The organism is Streptomyces gilvosporeus, from assembly GCF_002082195.1.
Classification (GTDB): Bacteria; Actinomycetota; Actinomycetes; order Streptomycetales; family Streptomycetaceae; genus Streptomyces; species Streptomyces gilvosporeus.
In genome coordinates this window covers 7,727,269-7,752,360 of sequence record NZ_CP020569.1, presented here as the reverse complement: position 1 = coordinate 7,752,360, position 25,092 = coordinate 7,727,269, and the positions used below count along the sequence as shown (strand labels likewise).

Here is a 25,092-nt window from a genome sequence, read left to right as displayed (position 1 = left end):
GAATAACTTTGTCACTACGCCCTGCCCAGGAGGTATTCCATGGCCGGTCGACTCACCCCGGAACAGCGGGACTTCCGCACCGCGCTACGCACCTTCGCCCACCGCGAATGCGGCACCCGCGCCCGGCGCGACGCCCTCACCGCCGAGACCGGCGGCCCGCACAGCCCCTCGCTCTACGCCCGGCTGGCGGACCTGGGCTGGCTCGGGGTGTGCCTTCCCGAGACGTACGGCGGCGCCGGCGGCGGGATGACCGATGCCTGCCTCTTCCTGGAGGAGTGTGCGCACGGGATGGTCCCGGCCGGCGGATTCATCACCTCGGTGATCACCGCGAAGGCGTATGAGAAATTCGGCAGCCCGGCACAACGGAAGGCCGCGATCGGCGGAGTCGTCGCCGGTCAGGTGCTGTCCATCGCCATGTCCGAACCGGGCGCCGGCTCGGACGTCGCCGCCCTGCGCTGCCGCGCCGAACGCACCGAGAACGGCGGGTGGTTGATCAACGGCCACAAGACCTGGATCTCCAACGCCCATCTCGCCACCTCCATCCTCCTCGTGGCCAGAACCGGCACCGGCGGCGACAAGCACACCGGGCTGACGATGTTTCACCTCCCCGCCGACACCCCCGGTGTCGAGATCCGCGGTATCGACACCATGGGCGGCCGCGAGGTCAACGACGTCTTCCTCACCGATGTCCGGCTGCCCGCCGACGCCGTCGTGGGACGCACCGGCCATGCCTGGACCCAGCTGACGACAGGGCTGAATTCCGAACGCCTCTTCCTCGCCGCCCATATGCTCGGCCTCTCCCGCCGGATCTTCGACGACACCCTCGGCTACGTCCGCGAACGCGAGCAATTCGGCCGCCCCGTCGGCTCGTTCCAGGCCCTGCGCCACCGCCTCGCCGACCTGGCCACCGAGATCGCCTGCGCCGACCTGCTCGTCTGGGACGTGGCCGCCCGCTGCGACGCGGAACCCGACCGGCTCTTCCCCCGCGAGGCGTCCATGGCGAAGCTCAAGGCCACCGAGACCGCCAAACGCGCGGCCCTGGAGGGCATGCAGATGATGGGCGGCTACGGCTATGCGACGGAGTACGACATGGAACGCCATCTGCGCACGGCCGTGGTCTCCACCGTCTACGGCGGCACCAGCGAAATCCAACGCGACATCATCGGCAAGAGCTACGGCCTGTAGGCCCGGCCCGGCCCGGCCGCCGCCGCTCGGTAAAGTGACCGTTTCCAGAGAGAGTTGGCGACACTCGGGCGGCGCGCCCGTCCTGCGACGGGCTCCGGGACCAGGCGGGTGGGCAGCACTCCCCGGAGTTCCTGAAACGGCCAGCCGGCCCCTGCGCATCAGAGAAGTCCCCCTCCACTCCATCTCCTTCCCTCCCAACGGTTACCTAGAAGTAACCCCGGCTGATTGGATATGCGTCGCCGGACCACGCCCCCTACCCCACAGGGAGTTCCCGTGTCGCACTCCGCGCTGCGTACGTCCCGGGCCGTCGCGATAGCCGCAGCCCTGGCCGCCGTCGCTCTGACCGCCGCGCCCTCCACGGCCTCGGCCGCCACCACCCCCCGTCTGAAGGTGCTGACCTACAACACCTTCCTCATGAGCAAGAACCTCTATCCCAACTGGGGCCAGGACCACCGCGCGCAGGCGATCCCGGACGCGGACTTCTTCCAGGGCAACGACGTCGTCGTTCTCGAGGAAGCCTTCGACAACTCCTCCTCCGACGCCCTGAAGTCCCGCGCCGCCGCGCAGTATCCCCACCAGACCCCGGTGGTCGGCCGCAGCAAGGACGGCTGGGACGCCACCGGCGGCGCCTACTCCGCCGTCACCCCCGAGGACGGCGGGGTGACGCTGCTGAGCACATGGCCGATCCTGCGCAAGGAGCAGTACATCTACAAGGACGCCTGCGGTTCGGACTCCTACTCCAACAAGGGCTTCGTCTATGCGGTGCTGGACGTCAACGGCACCAAGGTGCATGTCGTCGGCACCCACACCCAGTCCACCGACTCGGGCTGCAAGGCGGGCGAGGCGGCCGCCGACCGCGCCCGGCAGCTCAAGGAGATCGATGCCTTCCTCGACGCCAAGAACATCCCGGCGGACGAGGAGGTCATGCTCGCCGGCGATCTGAACACCGACTCCCGCAGCGACGAGTACCACGCCCTGCTCGGCAATGCCGACGTGGCCCCCGCCGACAGCCGCACCGGCCACCCGTACTCCTTCGACACCCAGGAGAACTCCATCGCGAAGTACCGCTACCCGAACGATCCTCGCGAGGACCTGGACTACGTCCTCTACCGCAACGGCCACGCCCGTCCCGCCGGTTGGCAGAACACGGTGGTCAAGGAGGAGTCGGCGCCCTGGACGGTCTCCAGCTGGGGCAAGGACTACACCTACACCAACCTGTCCGATCACTATCCCGTGATCGGCGGCTGACCGGCGCAAGTCCGCCGCGGCGGCCCGGCGGACGCGAGGCTCAGTGGTCGTAGACCGTTACCGCTATGCCCTGCCGGGTGAGCCGCTCGGAGATCAGCGGCTCCACCCGGGACCACTTTCCGCCCGCCAGTCCGCAGCCGATCCGCGGCATATGAACCGACGCCCCCAGCTCCCGGGCCTTGGCCGCCACCTTGCCCAGCCCCGCGCCGATGGCGTCGTACCGCACCGGGACGCCCTTGCTGCCCGTCTTCATCCCCCGCTGCCCGACGACATTGGCCACCCACAGGCGCTCACCGACCTGGACGAACTGCGCCGCGCCGAGCCCGAAGTCGTTCCCCGCGCGCTCGCGGTGCCAGCTGCGGTACGCCGCTTCGGGCTCCGGCCAACGGCGGGAGAGGGCCAGGACGAATCCCTTGCCCCAGCCGCCGAGGTCGTTGCAGACATGCGTGATGATCTTGACGCCCTTGCCCTGCGGCGCGGTGGCGTCCCCCTTGACGTATGAGATCCCCGTTTTCTCAGTCATGTCTCCACGGTAAGGGCGACCACTGACAATCGGCCGGGGACGGAAAGGGGCGGCCGCGGAAGCCTCTCGGGCCTCCGCGGCCGCCCTCGTTCCTCAGGCGCCCGGGTGTTGCAGGGCTACTTCTCCAGCTCGCGCTCCTTGGCGATCCGGGCCACCCGGCCGCGGACCACGTACCAGCCGCCGACCAGGGCGGCGGCGAGGACCGGGATCAGCATCACGGTCTCGCGGCCGATGGGCTTGTCGAACCACATCAGCACGATGACGCCGAGCAGGAAGGCGATGGTGGCGATGTCGGTGACCGGAGTTCCCGGGAGCCGGAACTTCGGACGCTCGAGCAGTCCCGCACGGGAGCGGCGGACGAACACCATGTGGCAGATCATGATCGTGACCCAGGTGCTGACCACACCCAGCGCCGCGATGTTGATCACGATCTCGAACGCCTGGCCCGGCAGCCACGCGTTGAGCCCGACACCGAGGACACACACCGCGGCGGTGAGCATGATGCCGCCGTACGGCACCTGGTTGCGGTTCATCCGGCCGACGAACTTCGGCGCCGAACCGGCCGCCGACATCGAGCGCAGGATCCGACCGGTCGAGTAGAGACCGGAGTTGAGGCTCGACATGGCCGCGGTCATCACGACGAGGTTCATGACATCGCCCGCGTACGGCACACCGAGGTGGGACAGCACCGTCACGAAGGGACTCTGGTCGCCGGTGAACTGGTTCCACGGCAGCAGCATCGCGAGCAGCACGACCGAACCGATGTAGAAGACACCGACCCGCCACATGATGGAGTTCACGGCCTTCGGCACGACCTTCGCCGGCTCGCTGGTCTCGCCCGCGGTGACGCCGACCAGCTCGACGGCGGAGTAGGCGAAGACCACGCCCTGGAGCACGATCACGACCGGGAGCAGACCGGTCGGGAAGAGACCGCCGTGGTCCGTGATCAGGCTGAGGCCCGGTGTGTGCCCGCCGACCTTGTGGTGGGTGGCCAGCAGGAAGATGCCGATGAACATGAAGGCGACCAGCGCCGCGACCTTGATGATCGCGAACCAGAACTCCATCTCACCGAAGATCTTCACCGAGATCAGGTTGACCGTCAGCACGACGGCCAGCGCGATCAGGGCCATCACCCACTGCGGAACGCTGGTGAACAGGCTCCAGTAGTGGGTGTAGAGCGCGATGGCCGTGATGTCGGCGATACCGGTCGTGGACCAGTTGACGACATACATCCAGCCGGCGACGTAGGCGCCCTTCTCCCCCAGGAATTCCCGGGCGTAGGAGACGAACGAGCCGGAGGACGGGCGGTGCAGCACCAGTTCACCGAGGGCTCGCACGACGAAGAAGGCGAAGAGGCCGCAGACCGCGTAGGCCACTGCGAGGCCCGGACCGGCGGAGTGCAGTCGGCCACCGGCGCCGAGGAACAGGCCGGTGCCGATCGCTCCGCCGATGGCGATCATGTTGATGTGGCGGCCCTTGAGGCCCTTGCTGTAGCCCGCGTCGCCCGCGTCCTGCTGTGCGCCGTTCCCCCCGGCAGATGGCCTGTGGGCTGTCTCAGTGACGGTTTCTGTGGTGCTCACTGCTGGTGGATCTCGCTTTCAAGGCAGAGCCGAGACCGGAACCCGCGGATCGCGCGGACGGCCGACGGCACACCTTCCCCGATGACCGCCGCCTCGTCTGTGGGCAAGATCACATGGCGTAAAAACCTTGTAGGAAGTGACGGTATTTCTCCTCGATCACCCGACGGCGCAGCTTCAGCGAGGGAGTCAGCTCGCCTGTTTCCGGACACCACTCCTCGCCCAGCACCACAAATCGCTTGACCTGCTCGGTTCGGTTCAGGCGCGCATTCGCCGCCGCGACCGCGCGTTCGGCCTCTTCGCGGACGGCCGGATGCGCGGCCAGCTCGGCGAGCGTGCCCTCGATGCCGTGGCGCGCCGCCCAGGCCGGGGCCAGCTCCGCATCCAGCACCAGCAGCGCGACCAGATACGACCGGCCCTCGCCGTATGCCAGGGCCTGCCCGATGAGCGGATGCTCCTTGAGGGTGTTCTCGACCAGCGCGGGCGAGACGTTCTTGCCCGTGGAGGTCACGATCATCTCCTTCTTGCGGTCGGTCAGCCACAGGAAGCCGTCCTCGTCCAGCCGCCCGATGTCGCCGGTCGCAAACCAGCCGTCGGCGTCGGTCACCGGCTCGACCGAACCGTCCTCCCGCAGATAGCCGTCGCACACCGTGCGGCCGCGGACCTCGATCTCGCCGTCCGGGGCGGTGCGCACCTCCAGGCCGTCGATCGGGCGGCCGACCGAGCCCAGCCGGAAGGCACCGGGACTGTTCGTCGTGGAAACGCCCACGGTCTCGGTCAGCCCCCAGGCGTCCATGATCACCACGCCCAGACCGGCCCAGAACCGGACCACCTCGGGCGGCATCGGCGCCGAGGCGCTCGCCGTCCACACCAGGCGGTCGAATCCGGCCAGCGCCAGCAGCGGATCCAGCACCTCGGCCTTGACCTGCGCATATGCGGCCTCCAACGGATCGGAGGGCCGCTCGCCGCGCTCCTTGCAGGCCACATAGGCGCGGGCGGTCCCGCCCGCCGTGTCCACGGCCGCCCGCCGCTCCTCCGGGAGCCGCGCGAGCGCCGCCCGTACGGCCGCCGCCAGCTTCTCCCAGACCCTCGGGACGCCGAAGAACTGCGCCGGGTGCAGCTCGCGCGCCGTCGCGGCGACCGCGGCCGGGTCGGCGCAGAGGTAGACGTGCGAGGCGCGGAAGACCGGCAGATAGATGCCGAGTATCCGCTCGGCGATATGAGCGAAGGGGAGGTAGCAGAGGTGCTCGACATGATCGGGCAGCTCTACGGCGGCATTCACGGCCGCCGCGTTCAGGAGCACATTGCGGTGGCTGATCACGACGCCCTTGGGCTCGCCGGTGGTGCCGGAGGTGTAGACGACGGTGAGGGTGTCGGCCGCGGTCGACCCTCGCCATGCCGCCTCGAACGCTTCGGCGTCGTGGAGCTCGGCGCCCCGGGCGGCCAGTGCGGCATAGGTCGGATACCTGCCGCGCTCGTCGTGCCGGCCGGTCCCGTCCTCGTCCGGCTCGACGATCACCAGCTTTTCGAGCCGCGCCGTCGGATCGTCGAGCAGCGGATACCAGCGTTCCCGCTCGCGCTCGCCCTCCAGTACGGCGAACCGGGCCCTGCTGTGGCGGGCGATATGCGCTATCTGCCCGGTGGCGGCCGTGCCGTACACCGTCACCGGGACGGCGCCGAGGTGCACCAGGGCGAGGTCGCTGAGCCAGTGCTCGGGGCGGTTGGCCATCATGAGCAGGACGATCTCGCCGCGGCGGACGCCGAGCGCGCGGTACCCGGCGGCCAGCTCCGCGATCCGGTGCCGGGCCTCGGCCCAGGTCAGGGTGTGCCAGCCGCCGGTCTCGCGGTCGCGCCAGGACAGTGCGGGCAGCGCGCCGTGGTCCTCGGCGTTGCGCAGCAGCAGGGCGGGCAGGGTGAGTTCGTCGGGTGTGCCGGGCATACGCAGGATCGTGGTCACGGCGGCCTCCTGAGGAGTCAGAGCCTGATCTGGTGAGAGCCTGATCTGCGGAGCAAGGGGGACGGAAGGTTTCACACGAGTGGTGAGACAGCAATACTGTTGAACATGAAGGAGCCCGCCACCGACCTCACGGTCGACGAACTGGCCGCCCGCGCCGGCGTCACGGTCCGCACGATCCGCTTCTACAGCACGCGCGGACTGCTGCCGCCGCCCGAGATCGGCCCCCGTCGGGTCGGCCGATATGGTCCGGACCATCTGTCGCGGCTGGCGCTGATCGAGGAACTCCAGCACCAGGGCCTGACCCTGTCGGCGATCGAGCGCTATCTGGCGCAGCTGCCGCCCGATCTGAGCGCCCAGGATCTGGCCATCCACCGTGCGCTGGTGGCGAGTTGGGTGCCGGACAAGGCGGAGGACATGACCCGCGACCAGCTGGAACGGCGGGCCGGGCGGGAGCTGACCGAGGAGGACCTCGACCGGCTGGCCGCGATGAGCGTGCTCGTACGGACCGAGGACCCGCAGGTCTTCCGAGTGGATCCGGGTCTGCTGCATCTGGGCACGCGGCTGCTGGACGTGCCGATCGCGCTGGAGTCGATCCTGGCGGCGCGCACCGTCGTCATCGAGCACACCCGCTCGGCGGCGCGGGAGCTGAGCCGACTCTTCAAGGACGAGGTATGGGGTCCGTACCGGGAAGGGGGGCCGGATGCGGAGGAGATGGCGCGGATGAAATCGCTGTCGGCGCATATGCAGCCGATGGTGGTGCAGGCACTGGTCACCGCCTTTCAGAGGTCGATGAAGCAGGAACTGCGGGAGTGGTTCGGCGAGAGCGCCGCGCACAAGAGGAACGGCGGGAGCGAGGGAAGCGGCACGGACGGGGGATGAGGGGCGGGCCGCGCCGGGGCCCGCCCCTTCCCGGGCCGCGCTCAGTCGCTGAACGTCTCGCCCTTCTCGGCCTTCTCGACCAGCAGCGGCGACGGCGCGAACCGCTCACCGTACGCCGCCTGAAGCTCACGGGCGCGGGCCACGAAGCCGGGCAGACCGACGCGGTCCTCGTGCCCCGGCCCGCCCTGGTAACCGTTGATGTACTGGAGCACACCGCCGGTCCAGCCGGGGAAGCCGATGCCGAAGATCGAGCCGATGTTGGCGTCGGCGACCGAGGTCAGCACGCCTTCCTCGAAGCAGCGGACGGTGTCCAGCGCCTCGGAGAACAGCATCCGCTCCTGCATGTCGAGGAACGGGATCGCGGCGCCCGCCGTGCCGAAGTGCTCCCGCAGGCCGGGCCACAGACCGGCCCGCTTGCCGTCGTCGCCGTAGTCGTAGAAACCGGCTCCGCCGCTGCGGCCGGGCCGCCCGAACTCGTCCACCATGCGGTCGATGACGGCATCGGCCGGATGCGGCTGCCAGCTGCCGCCGGCTTCCTCGACGGCCCGCCGGGTCTCGTTGCGGATCTTGCGCGGGAGGGTGAGGGTCAGCTCGTCCATCAAGGAGAGCACCTTGGCCGGGTAGCCGGCCTGGGCGGCGGCCTGTTCGACGGAGACCGGATCGAGGCCCTCGCCGATCATCGCGACGCCTTCGTTGATGAACTGGCCGATGACCCGGGAGGTGAAGAAGCCCCGGGAGTCGTTGACGACGATCGGGGTCTTCTTGATCTGCCGCACCAGGTCGAAGGCGCGGGCCAGCGCCTCGTCGCCGGTGCGCTCGCCCTTGATGATCTCCACCAGCGGCATCTTGTCGACCGGCGAGAAGAAGTGCAGGCCGATGAAGTCCTGGTCGCGCTCGACGCCTTCGGCCAGCAGCGTGATGGGCAGGGTGGAGGTGTTGGAGCACAGCAGCGCATCGGGGGCGACGATGTGCTGGATCTCCTTGAACACCTTGTGCTTGAGCGCGATGTCCTCGAAGACCGCCTCGATGACGGCGTCGCAGCCCGCGAGGTCCTGCGGATCGGCGGTGGGCGTGATGCGCGCCAGCAGCTCGTCGCGCTGAGCCTCGGTCGTACGGCCCCGGGACAGCGCCTTGGCCAGCAGCCCCTCCGAGTACGCCTTGCCCTTCTCGGCCGCTTCGAGGGTGACGTCCTTGAGGACGACCTGCATTCCGGCCCGGGCGCAGGAGTAGGCGATGCCCGCGCCCATCATGCCGGCGCCGAGGACGGCGACCTTCTCGACCTGGCGGGGCGCGATGTCCTTGGGACGGTTGGCGCCGGAGTTGACGGCCTGGAGGTCGAAGAAGAACGCCTGGATCATGTTCTTGGAGATCTGGCCGGTGACCAGCTCCACGAAATAGCGCGCCTCGATGGTCTGGGCGGTCTCGAAGTCGACCTGGGAGCCCTCGACGGCGGCCGCGAGGATATTGCGCGGCGCGGGGTAGGGCGCGCCGTTGAGCTGCTTTTTGAGGTTGGCGGGGAAGGCGGGGAGGTTGGCCGCGAACTTCGGGTGGGCCGGGGTGCCGCCGGGGATCTTGTAGCCCTTGACGTCCCAGGGCTGCTGGGACTCCGGGTGGGCGTCGATGAACTCCCGTGCCTTGGTGAGCAGTTCCTCGGGGGTGTGGGCGACCTCGTGGATCAGCCCGTTGTCCTTGGCCCGGACGGCGTTGTACTGGGTGCCCTGGAGCAGCACCTTGAGCAGGGCGTCGGTGATGCCCAGGAGGCGGACGGTGCGGGTGACCCCGCCGCCCGCGGGCAGCAGGCCGAGGGTGACCTCGGGCAGGCCGATCTTGGTGCCGGGGGTGTCGAGGGCGATGCGGTGGTGACAGGCGAGCGCGATCTCGTAACCACCGCCCAGCGCCGCGCCGTTGATGGCGGCGACGACGGGCTTGCCGAGGGTCTCGATACGGCGCAGATCGCGCTTGATGCCGTTGCCCGCCTCGAAGGCCTGCTGTGCGTGGGCGGGCGTGACGGCGATCAGCTCGCGCAGGTCGCCGCCGGCGAAGAAGGTCTTCTTGGCGGAGGTGACGATGATGCCGCGGATGTTCTCCTTCTCGGCCTCCAGGCGGTCGGCGACCGCGGTGAGGGAGGTCTTGAAGGCGTTGTTCATGGTGTTGGCAGACTGGTCCGGATCGTCCAGGACCAGGGTGACGATGCCGGTCTCGTCCTGTTCCCAGCGGATGGTCGACGAGGCAGCGGATTCACTCATGGGTGCGTACTCCGTAGTGGGGTGGGACGAGGGTCAGAGGCGCTCGATGACGGTGGCGATGCCCATGCCGCCGCCGACGCAGAGGGTGGCCAGGCCGTAGCGCTTGTCCTGCCGCTCCAGCTCGTCGATCAGGGTGCCCAGGATCATCGCGCCGGTGGCGCCGAGGGGGTGGCCCAGGGCGATGGCGCCGCCGTTGACGTTGACCTTGTCCAGGCTCAGGCCCATGTCCTGGACGAAGCGCAGCACGACCGCGGCGAACGCCTCGTTGATCTCGACCAGGTCGATGTCGTCGATGGTCAGCCCGGCCTTGGCGAGGGCCTTGCGGCTGGCGGGCGCGGGGCCGGTGAGCATGATCGTCGGCTCGGAGCCGGAGACCGCGGCCGAGACGATCCGGGCGCGCGGGGTCAGGCCGTAGCGCTCGCCGACCTCCTTGGAGCCGATGGCGACCAGCGCCGCGCCGTCCACGATGCCGGAGGAGTTGCCCGCGTGGTGAACGTGGTCGATCTTCTCGACCCAGTGGTACGTCTGGAGGGCGACCGCGTCGAAGCCGCCCGCGTCGCCGATGGCGGCGAATGAGGGCTTGAGGCCGGCGAGGCTGTCGGCGGTGGTGCCGGGGCGCAGGTGCTCGTCGTGGTCGAGGACGACCAGGCCGTTGCGGTCGAGGACGGGCACGACGGAGCGCTCGAAGCGGCCGTCCTTCCAGGCGGCGGCGGCCCGCTCCTGGGAGAGCGCGGCGAACTCGTCGACGTCGCGGCGGGAGTAGCCCTCGATGGTGGCGATCAGGTCGGCGCCGATGCCCTGGGGGACGAAGCCGGTGTCGAAGTTGGTCATCGGGTCGGCGAACCAGGCGCCGCCGTCGGAGGCCATCGGCACCCGCGACATCGACTCCACGCCACCCGCCAGGACCAGGTCCTCCCAGCCCGAACGCACCTTGGCGGCGGCCATGTTGACGGCTTCGAGGCCGGAGGCACAGAAGCGGTTCTCCTGGACGCCGGCAACGGTGTCCGGCAACCCGGCGGCGATCGCCGCGATCCGCGCGATGTCGGAGCCCTGGTCGCCCACCGGGCCGACGACGCCGAGCACGATGTCGTCGATGGCGGCCGGGTCGAGCCCGGGGAAGCGGTTGCGTACTTCGTGGATCAGGCCGACGACCAGGTCGATCGGCTTGGTGCCGTGCAGGGCGCCGTTGGCCTTGCCGCGGCCGCGCGGGGTGCGGATCGCGTCGTATACGTACGCTTCGGTACTCAAGTCAACAAGCCTTTCGGGGGAGGTGCGGGAAAGGGTGGGGCGGGCGGCGGTACCGGGGCCGCCCCCGGTCAGCCGAGCAGGGAACGGCCGATGATCTCCTTCATGATCTCGGTGGTGCCGCCGTAGATCGTCAGAATGCGGCCGTCGGTGAAGGCCCTGGCGACGCGGTATTCGGTCATATAGCCGTAACCGCCGTGGAGTTGGAGGCACCGGTCGGCGACGCGTTTTTGCAGCTCGGTCGCCCACCACTTGGCCATCGAGGCGTGCACCGCGTCCAATGCGCCGGCCGCGTGGTCGGCGATGCAGCGGTCCAGGAAGGCGCGGGTGACGGCGCATTCGGTGGCCATTTCGGCTATCTCGAAGCGGATGTGCTGGAGCTTGGCCAGCGGCCGGCCGAACGCCTCGCGCTCCTTGACGTACTGCGTGGTGATCTCCAGCAGATACTCGGCGGCGGCGATCGCGGCCACGGCGATGCCCATCCGCTCCTGCGCGAGATGGGTCATCAGATGGACGAAGGCGCCGTTGAGCTCGCCGAGGAGGTTTTCCTTGGGCACCCGGACGTCGCGGAAGAAGAGCTCGGCGGTGTCCTGCGCCTTCTGACCGATCTTGTCGAGGTTGCGGCCGCGTTCAAAACCCTCCATGCCGCGCTCGACGACCAGCAGGCTCAGGCCGTGCGCCCCGCCCTCGGGGGTCGTCTTGGCGACGACGATGACGAGGTCGGCGAGGATGCCGTTGGAGATGAAGGTCTTGGAGCCGTTGAGGAGCCAGTGGTCGCCGCGGTCCTCGGCGCTCGTGCGGATCCCCTGGAGGTCGGAGCCGGCGCCGGGTTCGGTCATGGCGATGGCGGTGATGGTCTCGCCGCTGCAGAAGCCGGGCAGCCAGCGGCGCTTCTGCTCCTCGGTGCCCAAGGTGGTCAGATACGGGCCGATGATGTCGTTGTGCAGGCCGATGGCGAGGCCGGGGGCGCCGGCCCGGGTGAACTCCTCGGCCAGTACGGCGCTGTAGCGGAAGTCCGGCTGCCCGCCGCCCCCGTACTCCTCGGGCACGGCCATGCCCAGCAGGCCCTGGCGGCCGGCCGCCCGCCAGGCGTCCCGGCTGACGATGCCGTCCTTCTCCCACTGGTCGTAATGCGGCGTCACCTCCTTGGCGAGGAAGGTGCGGACGGTCTGCCGGAAGGACTCGTGGTCCTCGGTGAAGATCTGGCGCGGCATCGCGGTCATCGCTGCGGGCCCTCCTCAGAGCCAGTTCTTGACGGTCTCGATCAGCTTGGCGGGCTCGGGCCCCACGGGGTGGACGTTGAGCATCGTCACGCCCGCCTCCCGGAAGGCGGCGATCCGCTCGCGGACGTATCCCTCGGGCCCGCACAGCGACATCAGCTCGCAGAATTCGTCCGGCACGGCGGCCTCGGCCTCCCGTTTCTTCCCGGCGAGATAGAGCTCCTGGATGGTGCCTGCGGCCTCTTCGTAGCCATAGGCGACGGCGAGGTCGTTGTAGAAGTTCTTGCCCTTGGCACCCATGCCGCCGACGTACAGCGCGATCAGGGGGCGGGCCAACTCCCGTACGGCTGCGGCCTCTTCGCCGATCGCCAGCAGCCCCCCGGCGACCGTCTGGAGCGGCCCGAGGGCGGGGTCGCGGCGGGCGGTGCCCTCGGTCAGCGGGGAGCCCCAGACGTCCTTGGCCTTCTCCGGGAGGAAGAGGGTGGGCAGCCAGCCGTCGGCGATCTCGGCGGTCATCCGGACGTTGGCGGGGCCGAGGGACGCGACGTACACGGGGATCTCAGGGCGCACCGGGCGGGTGAGGATCTTCAGCGGTTTACCGAGCCGGCCGCCCTTCTCCGGGGGCAGTGGCATATCGGTGATGCCGTGGTGGTCGATGGTTTCGCGGCGCCAGATGCGGCGGCACAGATCGATGGTCTCGCGGGTGCGGCCCAGCGGTTTGTCGTACGGTCGGCCGTGCCAGCCCTCGACGACCTGTGGTCCGGAGGCGCCCAGGCCGAGCAGTGCGCGGCCGCCGGAGACGGCGTCGAGCCCGGCGGCGGTCTGGGCGATCAGGGCGGGGGTGCGGGAGTAGACGTTCAGGATCGCCGAGCCGATCTTGGCGCGCTCGGTGCGGGCGGCGAGGAAGCCCATGATCGTCGGGGAGTCGAAGCCATAGGCCTCGGCGACCCAGATGGCGTCCAGTCCGGCGCTTTCCAGGGCGGCGACCTCTTCGGCGGCGCGCCGGGGGTCGCCCGCGTACTGGAGCGTGGTGGCCAGTTCCATCAGCTGTCCGCCTCCTGCGGCTCGGTGCGGGCCGGGCCGGCGGCCAGGCTCGGGATCTGCCAGTCGCGGGCGATCTCCTCGGTGTCCGCGCCGGGCCGTGCGGGCGGGGTGCGCACCGCGCCCGGGGTGTGCGAGAAGCGGGGCGCGGGGGCGGGCTGGGTGAGGCCGCCGTGCTCGACGAAGGTGCCGCGGGCGGCGAGATGCGGATGCTCCGGAGCCTCGCGCAGGGACAGGACGGGCGCCACACAGGCGTCCGACTCCTGGAAGACGGCGGTCCACTCCTCGCGGGTACGGGTCTTGAAGCGGGCGGCGATGGTGGTGCGCAGCTCCCCCCAGGCGGCGAGGTCGTCGCGGCTCGGGGCGTCGTCCGCGATGCCGAGCAGGCGGACGAACTCGGCGTAGAAGCGCTTTTCCAGTGCGCCGACGGCCATATGGCCGCCGTCCGCCGTCTCGTACGTCCCGTAGAACGGGGCGCCACCGTCGAGGAGATTGGCACCGCGGCGGTCCTGCCAGCCGCCGGCGGCCAGCATGCCGTGGATCATCGCCGTCAGATGGGCGGTGCCGTCGACGATCGCGGCGTCCACGACCTGGCCGCGGCCGCCTTCCGTGCGAGCGTACTGGAGGGCCGCGAGGACGCCGATGACCAGATAGAGCGAGCCTCCGGCGTAGTCGCCCACCAGGTTGGCGGGGACGGCGGGCGGGTCGTCGGGCAGACCGATCATGCCGAGGGCGCCGGTGATGGCGATATAGCCGATGTCGTGCCCGGCGGTGTCGGCGAGCGGGCCCTGCTGGCCCCAGCCGGTCATCCGCCCGTAGACCAGCCGGGGGTTGCGGGCCAGGCACTCCTGGGGGCCGACGCCGAGACGCTCGGCCACACCGGGGCGGTACCCCTCGATCAGCACATCGGCGCGCTCGGCCAGATCGAGGACCCGGGCCGCCCCTTGGGGGTCCTTGAGGTCCACCAGCACCGAGCGTTTGTTGCGGTTGGTGACGTCGTATGCCGGATCGATGCCCAGTCCGGCGCCGCCGGGCCGGTCGACGCGGACCACATCGGCGCCGAGGTCGGCCAGCAGCATGGCCGCGAACGGGCCGGGGCCGATGCCCGCGAGCTCCACCACCCGCACGCCGCTCAGCGGGCCGTTGCCTGAGTCTGCCATCGCACCCCCGGTCCTTCCGCCGCACGCCGGAAACCACTGTGACACTTCTGATGTAACACTCGTGATGTTAAGAACGTGTTCCACTTTCCACAAGCCCCCCATGAGCACTTTCCGCGCGCTCGTGACACCCCTGCCTACCGGCTGCCGGCCACCGGCCGACCACGCAAAAGGCCCGCGCCGACGAGGTCCCACCGCCCTCGCCGTCACGGGCCTTTGCGCGCCTGCCTCCGCTGCGCCGCTATCCCCCGTCGAGCTCGGCGATGAGCTTCTGGGGGGCTATGACGCGATAGGACTCCTCCGTCCAGTCACACAGCAGCTCGGCGGCCGGGGCGGCCTTCTCCCCCAGCGGGATCCGCACCCAGCCGGCCTTGCCCAGGCCGTAGCCCGCGGGCTCGGCGCCGGGCGCGGTCAGCGCATGGGCATGCGCCTCGGGCTCCGTGAGCTTCAGGGTGATACCCGGCGGATGGCTGCCGTCCTCGACGCCGAGAAACACGAAGACCTTTTTGTTGACCTTGATGACGCTCTCGCCCCACGGGAACTCCTCCACCGCGCCCGGCAGCCCCAGCGCGAACGTCCGCACCCGCGCCCGCACCGCCGCCGGCCCCGCCGCCTTCGCCATGTGCTCCTCCACGTCCGTCCCCCTCCCGCACCGCACGGTGCCGTCCGCGGCGTTTTCCCCGCACGCCGCCCGATCGCCTTCCACGCTAACCGCGACCACTGACAACGGCCCGCGGAGCGCCGGTCGCAGGGCCGACGGAGGGACAATGCACCCATGTCCTCCCCGCAACTCGCCGCCGCACTGTTCGACTTCCACAACGGACAGGGGCCGCGTCAGTTCACCGAGCTGGCGCTGGCCCTGCTGCTGTCCTCGCTCATCGGCCTGGAGCGCGAGTCCCGGCAGAAAAGCGCAGGGCTGCGGACCCACACGCTGGTCGGCGTGGGCAGCGCGCTGTTCATGGAGGTATCGATCCACGGCTTCGGCGCGCTGCTCGGCCACGACGGTGTGGCGCTGGACCCCTCCCGGGTCGCCGCACAGGTCGTCTCGGGCATCGGCTTCATCGGCGGCGGGCTGATCTTCGTCAAGAAGGATGCGGTCCGCGGCCTGACCACGGCCGCCACCATCTGGCTGACCTGCGCCATCGGCATGGCCTGCGGCGGCGGACTGCCCCTGCTGGCGATCGGCGCGACGGCGGTGCACTTCCTCATCGTCCGCGGCCTCACGGTCGTCTCGGACCGCATCGGACCGGCGCCGTCGTTCGCCCAGGTGGAGCTGCGGCTGACCTACCGTCCCCAACACGGGCTGCTGGGAGCGATATTGGAGAACTGCACCGGCAGCGGCTTCCGGGTCACCGACGTCAGGGTGGAGACCGGCCCGACCGGCGCCGACGACGCGCGGACGGCCGCCGAGGTACTGCTCCGCCTGGAGGGCACCGGCACGGCGTACCCCCTGGTCGAGGCGCTGACCGAGCTGGACGGCGTACGCGGGGTGGCACTGGGACGCCAGGACGACAGCACGGAATGACCCGCCCCCGCCCGGCCGTACGCACCACAGGACCGGACCCCGCTCACAGCGGACCGGATGACGCCTCCTCGGGCAGCGGCCCGGATCCGCCGGCCTCGGGCACCAGATGGTCCTCGGGCGCCTCGCGGTCGACCAGACGGGCCAGCCGCCGGGGCACGTCCCCTCCCACCAGCACGATGACCAGGAACGTGAGCCCGAAGGTGAGCACCGCCAGGGCCCGCCCCAGGGGCATCCCCTCCGCGAGCCGCGCCCCCAGGACAGGGGCCACGGCCCCGCCGAGTGCCCCTACGTTGTAGACGAAGCCGAGCGAGGCGGCGCGGGTCGCGGTCGGGAAATGGCCGGCGATGTACTTCGGCAGAATGCCGGAGATCCCCTGACTCAGCGCCAGCAGCCCGAAGAGCAGCACCCCCAGCCCCACCAGGCTGCGCTGGACCGCGAACACCGGGAAGACCAGGGCGAGGGACGCCAGCAGGGTGGCGGCATAGGCCCGCCGGGTCCCCAGCCGGTCCCCGACGAAACCGGCCAGCCAGCAGCCCGCCATGGTGCCGAAGCCCGCGGCGAACATCACGTCGGTGACCTGCGCGGGCGCGTAGTGGAGGTCGGTCTTCAGATAGGTCGGCAACAGCGCCTGGATCGGCCAGCTGTACAGGAAGGCGCAGAACACCGTGACCATCAGGGCGATATGGCGCAGCCAGCCCCTACGGCCGCCGAGCTGCGCCGCGAACGCGATCAGGCACAGCGCCGCGAGCACCGACAGCCAGGGGACGTACCCCTCCCCCACGGGCGTGAAGACGCAGAACAATGCGCCCGAGGCGGCCACCGTCAGGGCGGCGTTGCACCAGGAGCGCAGCCGGCCGGTGAACAGCGGACGGAACGGATTCGGGCGTTCCGGCCGCGGTCCGACGGCGGCCGAGCCGATCTCGGCCTGCCAGTCGGCGGCCTCCGGCAGCGATCTGCGCACCCACAGCGCCACCAGGACGGGCAGCACACCGATCCAGAACATCCAGCGCCATCCCCAGTGCGGCACCACCCATCCGTAGAGCTCGGCGGCGAGGATGCTGCCGCCCGCGTAACCGGAGATCAGGAATCCGGAGGCGCGATTGCGCAGCCTGGCGGGCCAGCTCTCCAGCACATACGTCACGCTGGCGCTGTACTCCCCCGCCATCCCCAGGCCGATCACCAGTCGCGCGATGAACAGGCTGGTGTAGCCCCAGGCGAATCCGCAGGCGAAGGTGCCCAGCGAATAGAGCAGGATGCTGGTGATCATGGCGGTTCTGCGGCCGTAGCGGTCGCCCATCGCGCCCAGGACGGCGCCGCCCAGCCACCGGGTGATGAAGGCCCCGGAGACGAGCGAGGCGGCGGTGGCCGTGCCGAGGTGGAACTCGTCGGCGATCTCGGTCAGGACGAGGGTGATCAGGACGAAGTCGAAGCCGTCCAGGAGATAGCCGATCCAGGCGGCGAACAGCGCCTTCCACTGGCGCGCGGTCGGCTCCCGGTACCAGGGCGGCGCGCCGTCGGGAGCGCCGGAGGGTTTGGGACGGCCGGGAGTCCCGGGACGTTTCGGTGGCCGCGTCGTCACAGCAGTCCTGCCTCCTCCTGCTGTTGCACCTCCCCGAATCTGAGCACGTGCCGACGCCGTGTCAAGACCACGCGCCGCCGGGAGAACTCCTCGCCCGGCCGTCAATGACAGGGCCGAAGAGGTTCATTGACGGGGCGTCGCCGACATGCTTACGGTCCGGACCTCAGATCGAGAGGATGCGCGATGCCACGGCAGGACACCTCCGGAAGGGCCCATGATCTGGTCCTCTACGGCGCCACCGGGTTCGCCGGGACGCTGACCGCCGAGTATCTGGCCCGGCACGCCCCCACCGGCTTGCGCTGGGCGCTGGCCGGGCGCAACACCGCCAAACTGGAGCGGCTGCGCGACCGCCTGGCGGGCATCGACCCGGCCTGCGCCGCCCTGCCGCTGCTGCACGCCGACAGCGGCGACGCCGCCTCGCTGCGCGCCCTCGCCGTCGGCACCCGCGTCCTGGCCACGACCGTCGGTCCGTATCTGCTCCACGGCGAACCGCTCGTCGCCGCCTGCGCCGCGGCCGGGACGGACTACGTGGACCTGACCGGTGAGCCCGAATTCATCGACCGGATGTATCTGCGCCACCATGAGACGGCCCGCGCCTCCGGGGCCCGCCTGGTGCACTCCTGCGGCTTCGACTGCGTACCGCACGACCTGGGGGTGCACTACACCGTCGGCCTGCTCCCCGAGGGCGTACCGCTGCGCATCGACGGCTTCGTCCGTGCCGGCGCCGCCTTCTCCGGCGGCACGCTCTCCTCCGTGCTGACGGTCCTCTCGCGTCCGCTGGCGATGGCGCAGGCCGCCCGCGAGCGCAGGAGGGCGGAGCCCCGCCCCGCCGGCCGGACGGTCCGGGCGCCGCTCGGCCTGCCCGTCAGGAGCCCCGAGACGCGCGTGTGGGGCATGCCGCTGCCGACCGTGGACCCGCAGGTGATCGCCCGCTCGGCGGCCGCTCTGGAGCGCTACGGGCCGGATTTCCGCTACCGCCACTACGCGGGGGTGCGGCATCTGCCGGTCGCGGTGGGCGGCGTCCTGGGGGCGGGCGCGCTGGCCGCGCTGGCCCAGGTGCCGCCGGCGCGGCGCTGGCTGGCCGGGCGCGTCGAACCGGGCGAGGGGCCGAGCGCCGAGCGGCGCGAAAAGAGCTGGTTCGCGGTGCGCTTCGTGGCGTCCGGCGGCGGCAAGCGGCTGGTCACCGAGGTGTCGGGCGGAGATCCGGGCTATGACGAGACGGCGAAGATGCTCGCCGAATCGGCGCTCTGCCTCGCCTTTGACGATCTGCCGGAGACCGCCGGCCAGGTGACGACGGCGGTCGCCATGGGGGACGCGCTGACGGCCCGTCTCCAGAAGGCGGGCATCACCTTCCGGGTGGTCCGGGGCTGACGTCCGGTGGCCAGGGGGTCAGGCGCGCGCCAGCGCCCTCCGGCAGAGGGAATCGGCGGCCCGGGTGGTCTCCGGCAGTCGGTACGCGGCCGCCAGATGCAGCGTGTGCGCGCATGCCTGGTCGAGACCGACCCGGTGCCCCACGGAGACGAACACCGGCTTGACGCCCTTCTGGGTACGCAGCGCACGTCCCACCTCCTCGTCCACGCCCTCGACACCGTCCCGGTCCAGCAGCGGCGAGGTGGCGCCGCGCTCGGGACCGGGCGGCTCGTAGCGGAAGGTGAAGGGATTCTTGGCGACCCCGATGGTCGGCAGTCCGGTCAGCACCCCCAGATGGCTGGCCAGGCCGAAACGCCGCGGGTGCGCCAGCCCGTAGCCGTCGCAGACCACCAGATCCGGGGTACGGGTGAGGCGGGTGAGGGCGTCGAGCACGGTGGGTATCTCCCGGAAGGCGAGCAGTCCGGGGACGTACGGGAAGGAGACCTCTCCGACGGCGGTGGCCTCGTCGACGACGGCGAGCGTTTGGGCGTCGAGGGCGACGGCCGCCGCGGCAACCACGTTCCGCGCGTCGTCGTAGGCCACATCCACCCCGACGACGGTGCCCGCGAACCCCGGCGGCGGGCCGGATTCATCGAGCCGCACACAGGTCCGCAGCCGGTCCTGGACGGCGCGTGCCCGCGTTTCGTCCGTCGGCCAATGCCGCAGTTCGTCGGCACACGAGAAGGTGGGGTGAGTGTCCATGGTGAACGCCACGCTACCGAACCCCTGATCGGTCATCCGGCCGCCGTCGCCCCGGTGGCCACCGCCCCGCCCCTGCCGTCCCCGAGGACCGTCATGACCGACGCGCTGCACTATCTGGACGCCACCGATCTCGCGGCCCGGCTGCGCCGCCGCGACCTCTCCGCAAGGGAGGTCGTACGGGCCCATCTGGACCGGATCGAGCAGGTCAACCCGGCCGTCAACGCCGTCGTCACCCTCGACCCCGAAGGCGCCCTGGCCGAGGCCGCCCGCGCCGACGAGCGACTGGCCCATGGGGAGGGCGACATCCCGCCTCTGCACGGTCTGCCGATCGCGTTCAAGGACACCCACCTCACCCGTGGCATGCGCACGACCTACGGTTCGCCGCTCTTCCGCAACCACGTGCCCGACCAGGACGAACTGCTCGTCGACCGACTGCGGCAAGCCGGTGCGATCCGCCTCGGCAAGACCAACGTGCCCGAATTCGCGGCGGGTTCGCACACCTTCAACCCGGTCTTCGGCACCACCCGCAACCCGTACGACACCACCCGCTCGGCGGGCGGCAGCAGCGGAGGCGCCGCCGCCGCGCTCGCGACCGGGCTGCTGCCCCTGGCCGACGGCAGCGATATGGGCGGCTCCCTGCGCAATCCCGCGTCGTTCTGCAATGTGGTGGGGCTGCGGCCCACGCCCGGCCGCGTCCCCGCGTACCCGGCCGTCGACCTCTGGGACACGCTTGCGGTCCCCGGGCCGATGGGCCGGACCGTCGCGGACACCGCCCTTGCCCTGTCGGCGATGGCCGGTCCCGACCCGCGCTGCCCCACCAGCCTGGAGACGCCCGGCGACGCCTTCCGCGCCCCGCTCGACCGCGATCTGCGCGGGCTGCGCCTCGCCTGGGCCCCCGACCTGGGCGGACACGCACCCGCCGACCCCGAGGTGCTGGCCGTTCTCGAAGCCCAGTTGCCGGTGTTCACCGGTCTCGGCTGCCACCTGGACCTCGCCTGCCCCGACCTCACGGGCGCCGACGAAACCTTTCGGACGCTGCGGGCCCACGCCTTCGACCTGGCCCTCGGCGCTCTGCTCGACTCCGCCGGACAGGCCCTCAAACCCAGCCTGGCGGCGAACATCGCACAGGGCCGCAGGCTGACCACGGACGACCTCCACGCGGCGACCGCCGCCCGCAGCCGGCTGCACCTGAGCACGGTGGACTTCTTCTCCCGTTACGACCTGCTCCTGGCCCCGGTGAGCCAGGTGGCGCCCTTCGATGCGGAACAGGAGTACCCGGAGGCGGTCGCGGGGCGGCCCACCGAGAGCTATCTGGACTGGATGCGCTCCTGCTACCTCATCTCCGTCCTGGGGGTACCCGCGCTCTCCGTTCCGGCCGGTTTCACTCCCGGCGGCCTTCCCGTGGGGATCCAGCTGATCGGCCCGCCGCGCGCCGACCTCGCCGTCCTCCAGGCCGGCCACGCCTTCGAAGGCGCCACCCGGCACGGACGGCGCCACCCGACTCCGCCGACGGCCTGACCTGTGGCGTTGTCTATATTGCGGGCATGTTCGTATTGGAGCTGACCTACACCGCCCCCATGGAGCGCGTCGACGCCGCCCTGGAGGACCATGTGACCTGGCTGAAGGCGCAGTACGCCGCCGGGCACTTCATCGCCGCCGGCCGCAAGGTCCCCCGCGACGGAGGCGTGATCATCGCCACCGGAATGGACCGTGCGGCCGTCGAGCACCTGGTGACGGAGGACCCGTTCTCGGTCGCCGATGTGTGCACCTACCGGATCACCGAATTCGTGGCGACCACGACCGCCCCCGCCCTGGAGGAGTACCGGGAGCAGCTGCCGTCCTGATAGGCCGCCATCCTCCGCACCGCCTCGCCCCGGGCCCGGCGTGCGCCGTTCGGGCGGCCGCGCCGGTCCCGGGCGGGGCGGCCGGCGTCCGCTAGAGGACGGCCTCCGGTGCGGGGCCGGCCGGAACCGGGGCCGGGGCCTCCTCGGGCCAGCGGCCCCCGTTCTGCCAATAACCCTGGATCTCCTCCAGTTGGCGCCCCTTGGTCTCCGGCGCCATCGCGGAGGCGAAGAGCAGGGCGCAGAACGCGAGCGCACCGAGGCCGGCGAACGTCCAGGCCGCGCCCGCCCAGGCCATCAGGGACGGGAAGAACTGGGCGATCAGAAGATTCGCCACCAGGTCGGCGGTGAGCATCACCGACGCCCCGGTGGAGCGCAGCTGGGCGGGGAACGCCTCGCTCGCATAGACCCAGATCAGCGATCCGAAGCCGAAGTTGAAGGCGGCGGTGAAGAGCAGGATGGCGCCGAAGCCCACCCAGGTCGCGGCGCCGTGCAGCTCGCCCATGGCGAAGACGACGGTCAGTACGGCGAGCATGGTGACCATCGTGCCGATACCGGAGAGCAGCACCACCCGGCGGCCGAGCCGGTCGATGATGAGAAGGGCCAGCACGGTCGCGGCCAGTGAGGCGAGCTCCACGAAGGACGGCAGAAGGAAGTTCTGGCCGTTGCCGGTGAAGCCCATCTCCTCGAAGATCTGCGGGCTGTAGTACGTCACGGCGTTGATGCCGGTGATCTGGCAGAAGAAGCCGAGGCCGATGACGAACAACGTGGCGCGGGCGTACGGCGTGCGCAGCAGCGAGGACGCCGAGCCGCCGCTCTCCTGGGCGAGCGCGGCGCTCACCGCGGCCACCTCCGCCTGCGCGTCGACCTCCGGGTCGGTCGTCGCCATGACCTCGACGGCCCGCTGCGTGCGGCCCTTGAGCACATACCAGCGCGGGGTGTCCGGCAGCCGGAGCAGCGGGACCATGACCAGTGCCGCGGGGATCGCGGACAGGCCGAGCATCCAGCGCCAGTGGCCGCCGCCGGACAGCCCCCAGTTCACGAAGTAGGTCAGAACGATGCCGGCGACGGTGGCCACCTGGTACGCGGCGACGGATGCGCCGCGGATGCGCGCAGGCGTCGATTCCGCGATATAGAGCGGGGCGGCCACGATCGAGATGCCGATGGCGACCCCGAGCAGAAAGCGCACCACATCGAGCACGACGACGTTGGGAGCGCAGGCGGAGAGCGCGACGAAGACGGCGTACGAGCCGGCGACGATCAGCATCGCGGCCTTGCGGCCCAGGGCATCGGCGAGCTTGCCGCCGATCAGCGCACCGACGATGGACCCGAACACCAACACGCTGTTGACCAGGCCCTTTTCCGCCTCGGTGAGATGGAAGTCCCTGCTGAGGAAGACCAGGGCGCCCGAGATGCTGCCGGTGTCGTAGCCGTAGATGACGCCGACCACGGCGCCGGTGAGCGCGAACAGTCTGCCGGTGCGGCGCGCGGCCTTGGGCGACGGCGGCTGGGGCGTCTCGGGGAGCGTGGCATTGGACATGGAGGGTCCTTTGTGCGGCGGAGCTGCCTTTGCTGCATGACTGATCTTGCGAGTATTCGGCGCCATTCACGCAGTTGTCAACAGTTGTGAGCCGCCGGTACACGCGCCGCATCCAGTGCCTTCCGGAGCCACCCAAATAGCCTTATTCGGGACATTTTTTACACAACGACTCCCCTCACTCATCCGGCCCCCTCGCCACACCCCTGCCGCACCCACTCTTTCGAGGGATTGGTCAGCGGGACGAACATGCGTACAGTCGATTGCAACGCAGCCGAAAGTTGCAAAATTATGCAGCGAAAAAATCTGGATCACGGGAGGGTGTGCGGTGGGCGAGACCTCGTACATGGCGCAGGAGCTGAACAGTCAGCCGGAGACCTGGCGGGAGGCGGCGCGGATCGGGGCGGCGGGAGGACCGCTGCCCAAAGCGGGAGAACGGGTGGCCGTCGTCGGATGCGGCACCTCGTGGTTCATGGCGCAGTCGTACGCGGCACTGCGCGAGGGGGCGGGTCAGGGGGTGACGGACCCGTTCGCCGCCTCGGAGGCGTTCCTCGGCGCCGACCGCGCCTATGACGCGGTCGTGGCGATCACCCGCTCCGGCACCACGACGGAGGTGTTGCGCGTCCTCGACGCGGTCAAGGGCCGGATCCCGACGGTGACGATTCTCGGCGATCCCGAGACGCCGGCGGTGGAGCTCTCCGACGAGACGCTCGCGCTGCCGTTCGCCGATGAGAAGTCCGTGGTCCAGACGCGGTTCGCGACGACGGCGCTGACGCTGCTGCGCGCGCACCTGGGAGAGGACGTCTCCCGAGCGGTGAGCGACGCACAGGAGGCGCTGACCGCGCCGGTGGAGCAGGAGTGGGTGGACGCCGAGCAGTTCTCCTTCCTCGGCACGGGCTGGACGTTCGGTCTGGCCAACGAGGCGGCCCTCAAGATGCGGGAGGCGTCCCAGAGTTGGACGGAGTCCTACCCTGCGATGGAGTACCGCCACGGCCCGATCGCCATAGCCGCGCCCGGCCGGGTGACCTGGCTGTTCGGGCCCGCCCCGGAGGGGCTGGAGGACGATGTGGCGCGCACCGGCGCCCGGTTCGTTCGCCATGTGCGCGATCCGCTGGCCGATCTGGTGCTGGTGCAGCGGGTGGCCCTGGCTCGGGCGCGGGCCCGCGGACTGGACCCGGACAACCCGCGCAGCCTCACCCGCTCCGTGATGCTCGACGCGGCGGCCGCCTCGTAGCAGCCCCGCCCCCCTGAGAGATCAACTCACCTAGTCCGCAAGGGAGTCAGCGTCCCATGCCCCTCGTTCCGACCTCATCCATCGTCGACGCCGCGCAGGCGGCGCAGGCCGGTGCCGCGGCGTTCAATGTCATTCATCTGGAGACCGCCGAGGCGCTCGTCACCGCCGCCGAGCGCACCAACACCCCGCTGATCCTCCAGATCAGCGAGAACTGCATCCGCTACCACGGCCGTCTGCTGCCCATCACCCGCGCCTGTCTCGCCCTGGCCGAGAGCTCCACCGCCCCCATCGCGGTCCATCTCGACCACCTCACCGATCCGGAACTGGTCCACCAGGGCGTCGCCGCCGGAGCGGGCTCGGTGATGGTGGACGCCTCGGCGCTCCCCTACGAGGAGAACGTCTCCACCACCGCCGAGCTCACCGACTGGTGTCATCGGCGCGGTGTCTATGTCGAGGCAGAACTCGGCGAAGTGGGCGGCAAGGACGGCGTCCACGCACCGGGTGCACGTACCCAACCGCACGAAGCCCTCTCCTTCGTCCGGGCCACGGGTGTGGACGCGCTCGCGGTCGCCGTCGGCTCCTCGCACGCCATGCGCGAGCGCACGGCCGTACTGGACAAGGACCTGATCGCCGCGCTGCGGGCGGCGCTGCCGGTGCCTCTGGTGCTGCACGGCTCCTCGGGCGTACCGGACGACGAGCTCCGCCGTGCCATCGCCGCAGGAATGACGAAGATCAATATCTCCACACACCTGGTGTCCGTCTTCACCCGGTCCGTACGGCAGACACTCGGCGCGGACACCTCACTCGTCGACTCCCGCAAGTACGTCAAGCCGGCCCGGGAGGCGGTGGCCCAGGAGGCGGCGAGGCTGCTGGAGCTCCTGAGCACTCCGGCGGCGGTCCCCGAGCGGCACGCTGCCCAGGCACCGGCGCCGGGGTAGGTCGCAGCTGGACGAGGGTGCCTGGTCCGGCCGGGCTCACGGGGGGGG

General features: G+C 70.6%; 21 protein-coding genes. 9 read left to right on the top strand and 12 right to left on the bottom strand.

Annotation, left to right across the window (positions count from 1 at the left end; genetic code table 11):
• Nucleotides 1-39 precede the first annotated feature (39 nt).
• On the top strand, nucleotides 40-1,185 hold the full coding sequence (locus tag B1H19_RS34260; RefSeq protein WP_083108777.1) for an acyl-CoA dehydrogenase family protein: 1,146 nt from the start codon (nucleotides 40-42) through the stop codon (nucleotides 1,183-1,185).
• 273 nt (nucleotides 1,186-1,458) lie between these two features.
• Nucleotides 1,459-2,433, top strand: a complete 975-nt coding sequence (sph, locus tag B1H19_RS34255; RefSeq protein WP_083108776.1) for a sphingomyelin phosphodiesterase — start codon at nucleotides 1,459-1,461, stop codon at nucleotides 2,431-2,433.
• Nucleotides 2,434-2,473: 40 nt separating this feature from the next.
• Here sph and B1H19_RS34250 read toward each other — a convergent pair whose 3' ends face one another.
• From B1H19_RS34250 to B1H19_RS34240, 3 genes are all read right to left on the bottom strand, one after another.
• Nucleotides 2,474-2,956 carry a macro domain-containing protein gene (locus tag B1H19_RS34250; RefSeq protein WP_083108775.1) on the bottom strand — a complete coding sequence of 161 codons (483 nt, stop codon included), beginning with the start codon at nucleotides 2,954-2,956 and terminating at the stop codon, nucleotides 2,474-2,476.
• Nucleotides 2,957-3,072: 116 nt separating this feature from the next.
• Nucleotides 3,073-4,536 (bottom strand): amino acid permease, encoded by a 1,464-nt coding sequence (locus B1H19_RS34245; RefSeq protein WP_237289668.1) that lies wholly within the window; start codon nucleotides 4,534-4,536, stop codon nucleotides 3,073-3,075.
• Between the two features lie 109 nt (nucleotides 4,537-4,645).
• On the bottom strand, nucleotides 4,646-6,490 hold the full coding sequence (locus B1H19_RS34240; RefSeq protein WP_083108774.1) for an AMP-dependent synthetase/ligase: 1,845 nt from the start codon (nucleotides 6,488-6,490) through the stop codon (nucleotides 4,646-4,648).
• A 105-nt stretch (nucleotides 6,491-6,595) separates the two neighbouring features.
• Here B1H19_RS34240 and B1H19_RS34235 point away from each other — a divergent pair, with 105 nt between their 5' ends.
• The gene (locus B1H19_RS34235) at nucleotides 6,596-7,369 is read left to right on the top strand and encodes a MerR family transcriptional regulator (RefSeq protein ID WP_083108773.1); all 774 of its coding nucleotides are present in this window, start codon (nucleotides 6,596-6,598) and stop codon (nucleotides 7,367-7,369) included.
• Nucleotides 7,370-7,410: 41 nt separating this feature from the next.
• Here B1H19_RS34235 and B1H19_RS34230 read toward each other — a convergent pair whose 3' ends face one another.
• The 6 genes from B1H19_RS34230 to B1H19_RS34205 all read right to left on the bottom strand — a co-directional run bounded on the left by B1H19_RS34230 (nucleotide 7,411) and on the right by B1H19_RS34205 (nucleotide 14,900).
• Nucleotides 7,411-9,615: a 3-hydroxyacyl-CoA dehydrogenase NAD-binding domain-containing protein gene (locus B1H19_RS34230; protein WP_083108772.1), complete on the bottom strand. Its 2,205-nt coding sequence runs from the start codon at nucleotides 9,613-9,615 to the stop codon at nucleotides 7,411-7,413.
• A gap of 33 nt (nucleotides 9,616-9,648) precedes the next feature.
• The gene (locus B1H19_RS34225) at nucleotides 9,649-10,863 is read right to left on the bottom strand and encodes an acetyl-CoA C-acetyltransferase (RefSeq protein ID WP_083108771.1); all 1,215 of its coding nucleotides are present in this window, start codon (nucleotides 10,861-10,863) and stop codon (nucleotides 9,649-9,651) included.
• A 68-nt stretch (nucleotides 10,864-10,931) separates the two neighbouring features.
• Nucleotides 10,932-12,074, bottom strand: coding sequence for an acyl-CoA dehydrogenase family protein (locus B1H19_RS34220; RefSeq protein ID WP_083110041.1), 1,143 nt, complete (start codon nucleotides 12,072-12,074; stop codon nucleotides 10,932-10,934).
• A gap of 24 nt (nucleotides 12,075-12,098) precedes the next feature.
• On the bottom strand, nucleotides 12,099-13,124 hold the full coding sequence (locus B1H19_RS34215) for an LLM class F420-dependent oxidoreductase (RefSeq protein WP_083108770.1): 1,026 nt from the start codon (nucleotides 13,122-13,124) through the stop codon (nucleotides 12,099-12,101).
• The gene (locus tag B1H19_RS34210; protein WP_083108769.1) at nucleotides 13,124-14,281 is read right to left on the bottom strand and encodes a CaiB/BaiF CoA transferase family protein; all 1,158 of its coding nucleotides are present in this window, start codon (nucleotides 14,279-14,281) and stop codon (nucleotides 13,124-13,126) included. Before B1H19_RS34210 ends, B1H19_RS34215 begins: the two co-directional genes overlap by 1 nt.
• A gap of 238 nt (nucleotides 14,282-14,519) precedes the next feature.
• Complete coding sequence (locus B1H19_RS34205; protein ID WP_083108768.1) at nucleotides 14,520-14,900, bottom strand: MmcQ/YjbR family DNA-binding protein; 381 nt, start codon at nucleotides 14,898-14,900, stop codon at nucleotides 14,520-14,522.
• Nucleotides 14,901-15,053: 153 nt separating this feature from the next.
• Here B1H19_RS34205 and B1H19_RS34200 point away from each other — a divergent pair, with 153 nt between their 5' ends.
• On the top strand, nucleotides 15,054-15,803 hold the full coding sequence (locus B1H19_RS34200) for an MgtC/SapB family protein (protein ID WP_083108767.1): 750 nt from the start codon (nucleotides 15,054-15,056) through the stop codon (nucleotides 15,801-15,803).
• Nucleotides 15,804-15,846: 43 nt separating this feature from the next.
• On the opposite strand, the gene B1H19_RS34195 is transcribed toward B1H19_RS34200, so the two are convergent.
• Nucleotides 15,847-17,268 carry a sialate:H+ symport family MFS transporter gene (locus B1H19_RS34195; RefSeq protein ID WP_237289937.1) on the bottom strand — a complete coding sequence of 474 codons (1,422 nt, stop codon included), beginning with the start codon at nucleotides 17,266-17,268 and terminating at the stop codon, nucleotides 15,847-15,849.
• A gap of 297 nt (nucleotides 17,269-17,565) precedes the next feature.
• On the opposite strand from B1H19_RS34195, the gene B1H19_RS34190 reads away from it, so the two are divergent.
• A complete protein-coding gene (locus B1H19_RS34190; protein ID WP_083108765.1) occupies nucleotides 17,566-18,753 on the top strand; it encodes a saccharopine dehydrogenase family protein in 1,188 nt (395 codons plus the stop codon).
• A gap of 18 nt (nucleotides 18,754-18,771) precedes the next feature.
• On the opposite strand, the gene B1H19_RS34185 is transcribed toward B1H19_RS34190, so the two are convergent.
• Nucleotides 18,772-19,494: an endonuclease V gene (locus B1H19_RS34185; RefSeq protein WP_083110040.1), complete on the bottom strand. Its 723-nt coding sequence runs from the start codon at nucleotides 19,492-19,494 to the stop codon at nucleotides 18,772-18,774.
• 93 nt (nucleotides 19,495-19,587) lie between these two features.
• Here B1H19_RS34185 and B1H19_RS34180 point away from each other — a divergent pair, with 93 nt between their 5' ends.
• A complete protein-coding gene (locus B1H19_RS34180) occupies nucleotides 19,588-21,012 on the top strand; it encodes an amidase (RefSeq protein ID WP_083110039.1) in 1,425 nt (474 codons plus the stop codon).
• Nucleotides 21,013-21,038: 26 nt separating this feature from the next.
• Nucleotides 21,039-21,338, top strand: coding sequence for a YciI family protein (locus tag B1H19_RS34175; RefSeq protein WP_083108764.1), 300 nt, complete (start codon nucleotides 21,039-21,041; stop codon nucleotides 21,336-21,338).
• A 91-nt stretch (nucleotides 21,339-21,429) separates the two neighbouring features.
• On the opposite strand, the gene B1H19_RS34170 is transcribed toward B1H19_RS34175, so the two are convergent.
• A complete protein-coding gene (locus B1H19_RS34170; RefSeq protein WP_083108763.1) occupies nucleotides 21,430-22,875 on the bottom strand; it encodes a sugar porter family MFS transporter in 1,446 nt (481 codons plus the stop codon).
• Between the two features lie 325 nt (nucleotides 22,876-23,200).
• Between B1H19_RS34170 and B1H19_RS34165 the strand changes: the two genes are divergently transcribed.
• Nucleotides 23,201-24,106: an SIS domain-containing protein gene (locus B1H19_RS34165; protein WP_083108762.1), complete on the top strand. Its 906-nt coding sequence runs from the start codon at nucleotides 23,201-23,203 to the stop codon at nucleotides 24,104-24,106.
• Between the two features lie 56 nt (nucleotides 24,107-24,162).
• Entirely contained in the window at nucleotides 24,163-25,044 is an 882-nt protein-coding gene (locus B1H19_RS34160) for a class II fructose-bisphosphate aldolase (RefSeq protein WP_083108761.1), read from the top strand.
• Nucleotides 25,045-25,092: the final 48 nt, after the last annotated feature.

Coding starts and splice junctions, on each gene's coding strand:
- B1H19_RS34220 (WP_083110041.1), bottom strand. CDS start 12,074: ATGCCGCGCCAGATCTTCACCGAGGACCACGAGTCCTTCCGGCAGACC.
- B1H19_RS34205 (WP_083108768.1), bottom strand. CDS start 14,900: ATGGCGAAGGCGGCGGGGCCGGCGGCGGTGCGGGCGCGGGTGCGGACG.
- B1H19_RS34185 (WP_083110040.1), bottom strand. CDS start 19,494: ATGGACACTCACCCCACCTTCTCGTGTGCCGACGAACTGCGGCATTGG.
- B1H19_RS34180 (WP_083110039.1), top strand. CDS start 19,588: ATGACCGACGCGCTGCACTATCTGGACGCCACCGATCTCGCGGCCCGG.
- B1H19_RS34200 (WP_083108767.1), top strand. CDS start 15,054: ATGTCCTCCCCGCAACTCGCCGCCGCACTGTTCGACTTCCACAACGGA.
- B1H19_RS34170 (WP_083108763.1), bottom strand. CDS start 22,875: ATGTCCAATGCCACGCTCCCCGAGACGCCCCAGCCGCCGTCGCCCAAG.
- B1H19_RS34235 (WP_083108773.1), top strand. CDS start 6,596: ATGAAGGAGCCCGCCACCGACCTCACGGTCGACGAACTGGCCGCCCGC.
- B1H19_RS34260 (WP_083108777.1), top strand. CDS start 40: ATGGCCGGTCGACTCACCCCGGAACAGCGGGACTTCCGCACCGCGCTA.
- B1H19_RS34250 (WP_083108775.1), bottom strand. CDS start 2,956: ATGACTGAGAAAACGGGGATCTCATACGTCAAGGGGGACGCCACCGCG.
- B1H19_RS34230 (WP_083108772.1), bottom strand. CDS start 9,615: ATGAGTGAATCCGCTGCCTCGTCGACCATCCGCTGGGAACAGGACGAG.
- B1H19_RS34190 (WP_083108765.1), top strand. CDS start 17,566: ATGCCACGGCAGGACACCTCCGGAAGGGCCCATGATCTGGTCCTCTAC.
- B1H19_RS34160 (WP_083108761.1), top strand. CDS start 24,163: ATGCCCCTCGTTCCGACCTCATCCATCGTCGACGCCGCGCAGGCGGCG.
- B1H19_RS34215 (WP_083108770.1), bottom strand. CDS start 13,124: ATGGAACTGGCCACCACGCTCCAGTACGCGGGCGACCCCCGGCGCGCC.
- B1H19_RS34210 (WP_083108769.1), bottom strand. CDS start 14,281: ATGGCAGACTCAGGCAACGGCCCGCTGAGCGGCGTGCGGGTGGTGGAG.
- B1H19_RS34175 (WP_083108764.1), top strand. CDS start 21,039: ATGTTCGTATTGGAGCTGACCTACACCGCCCCCATGGAGCGCGTCGAC.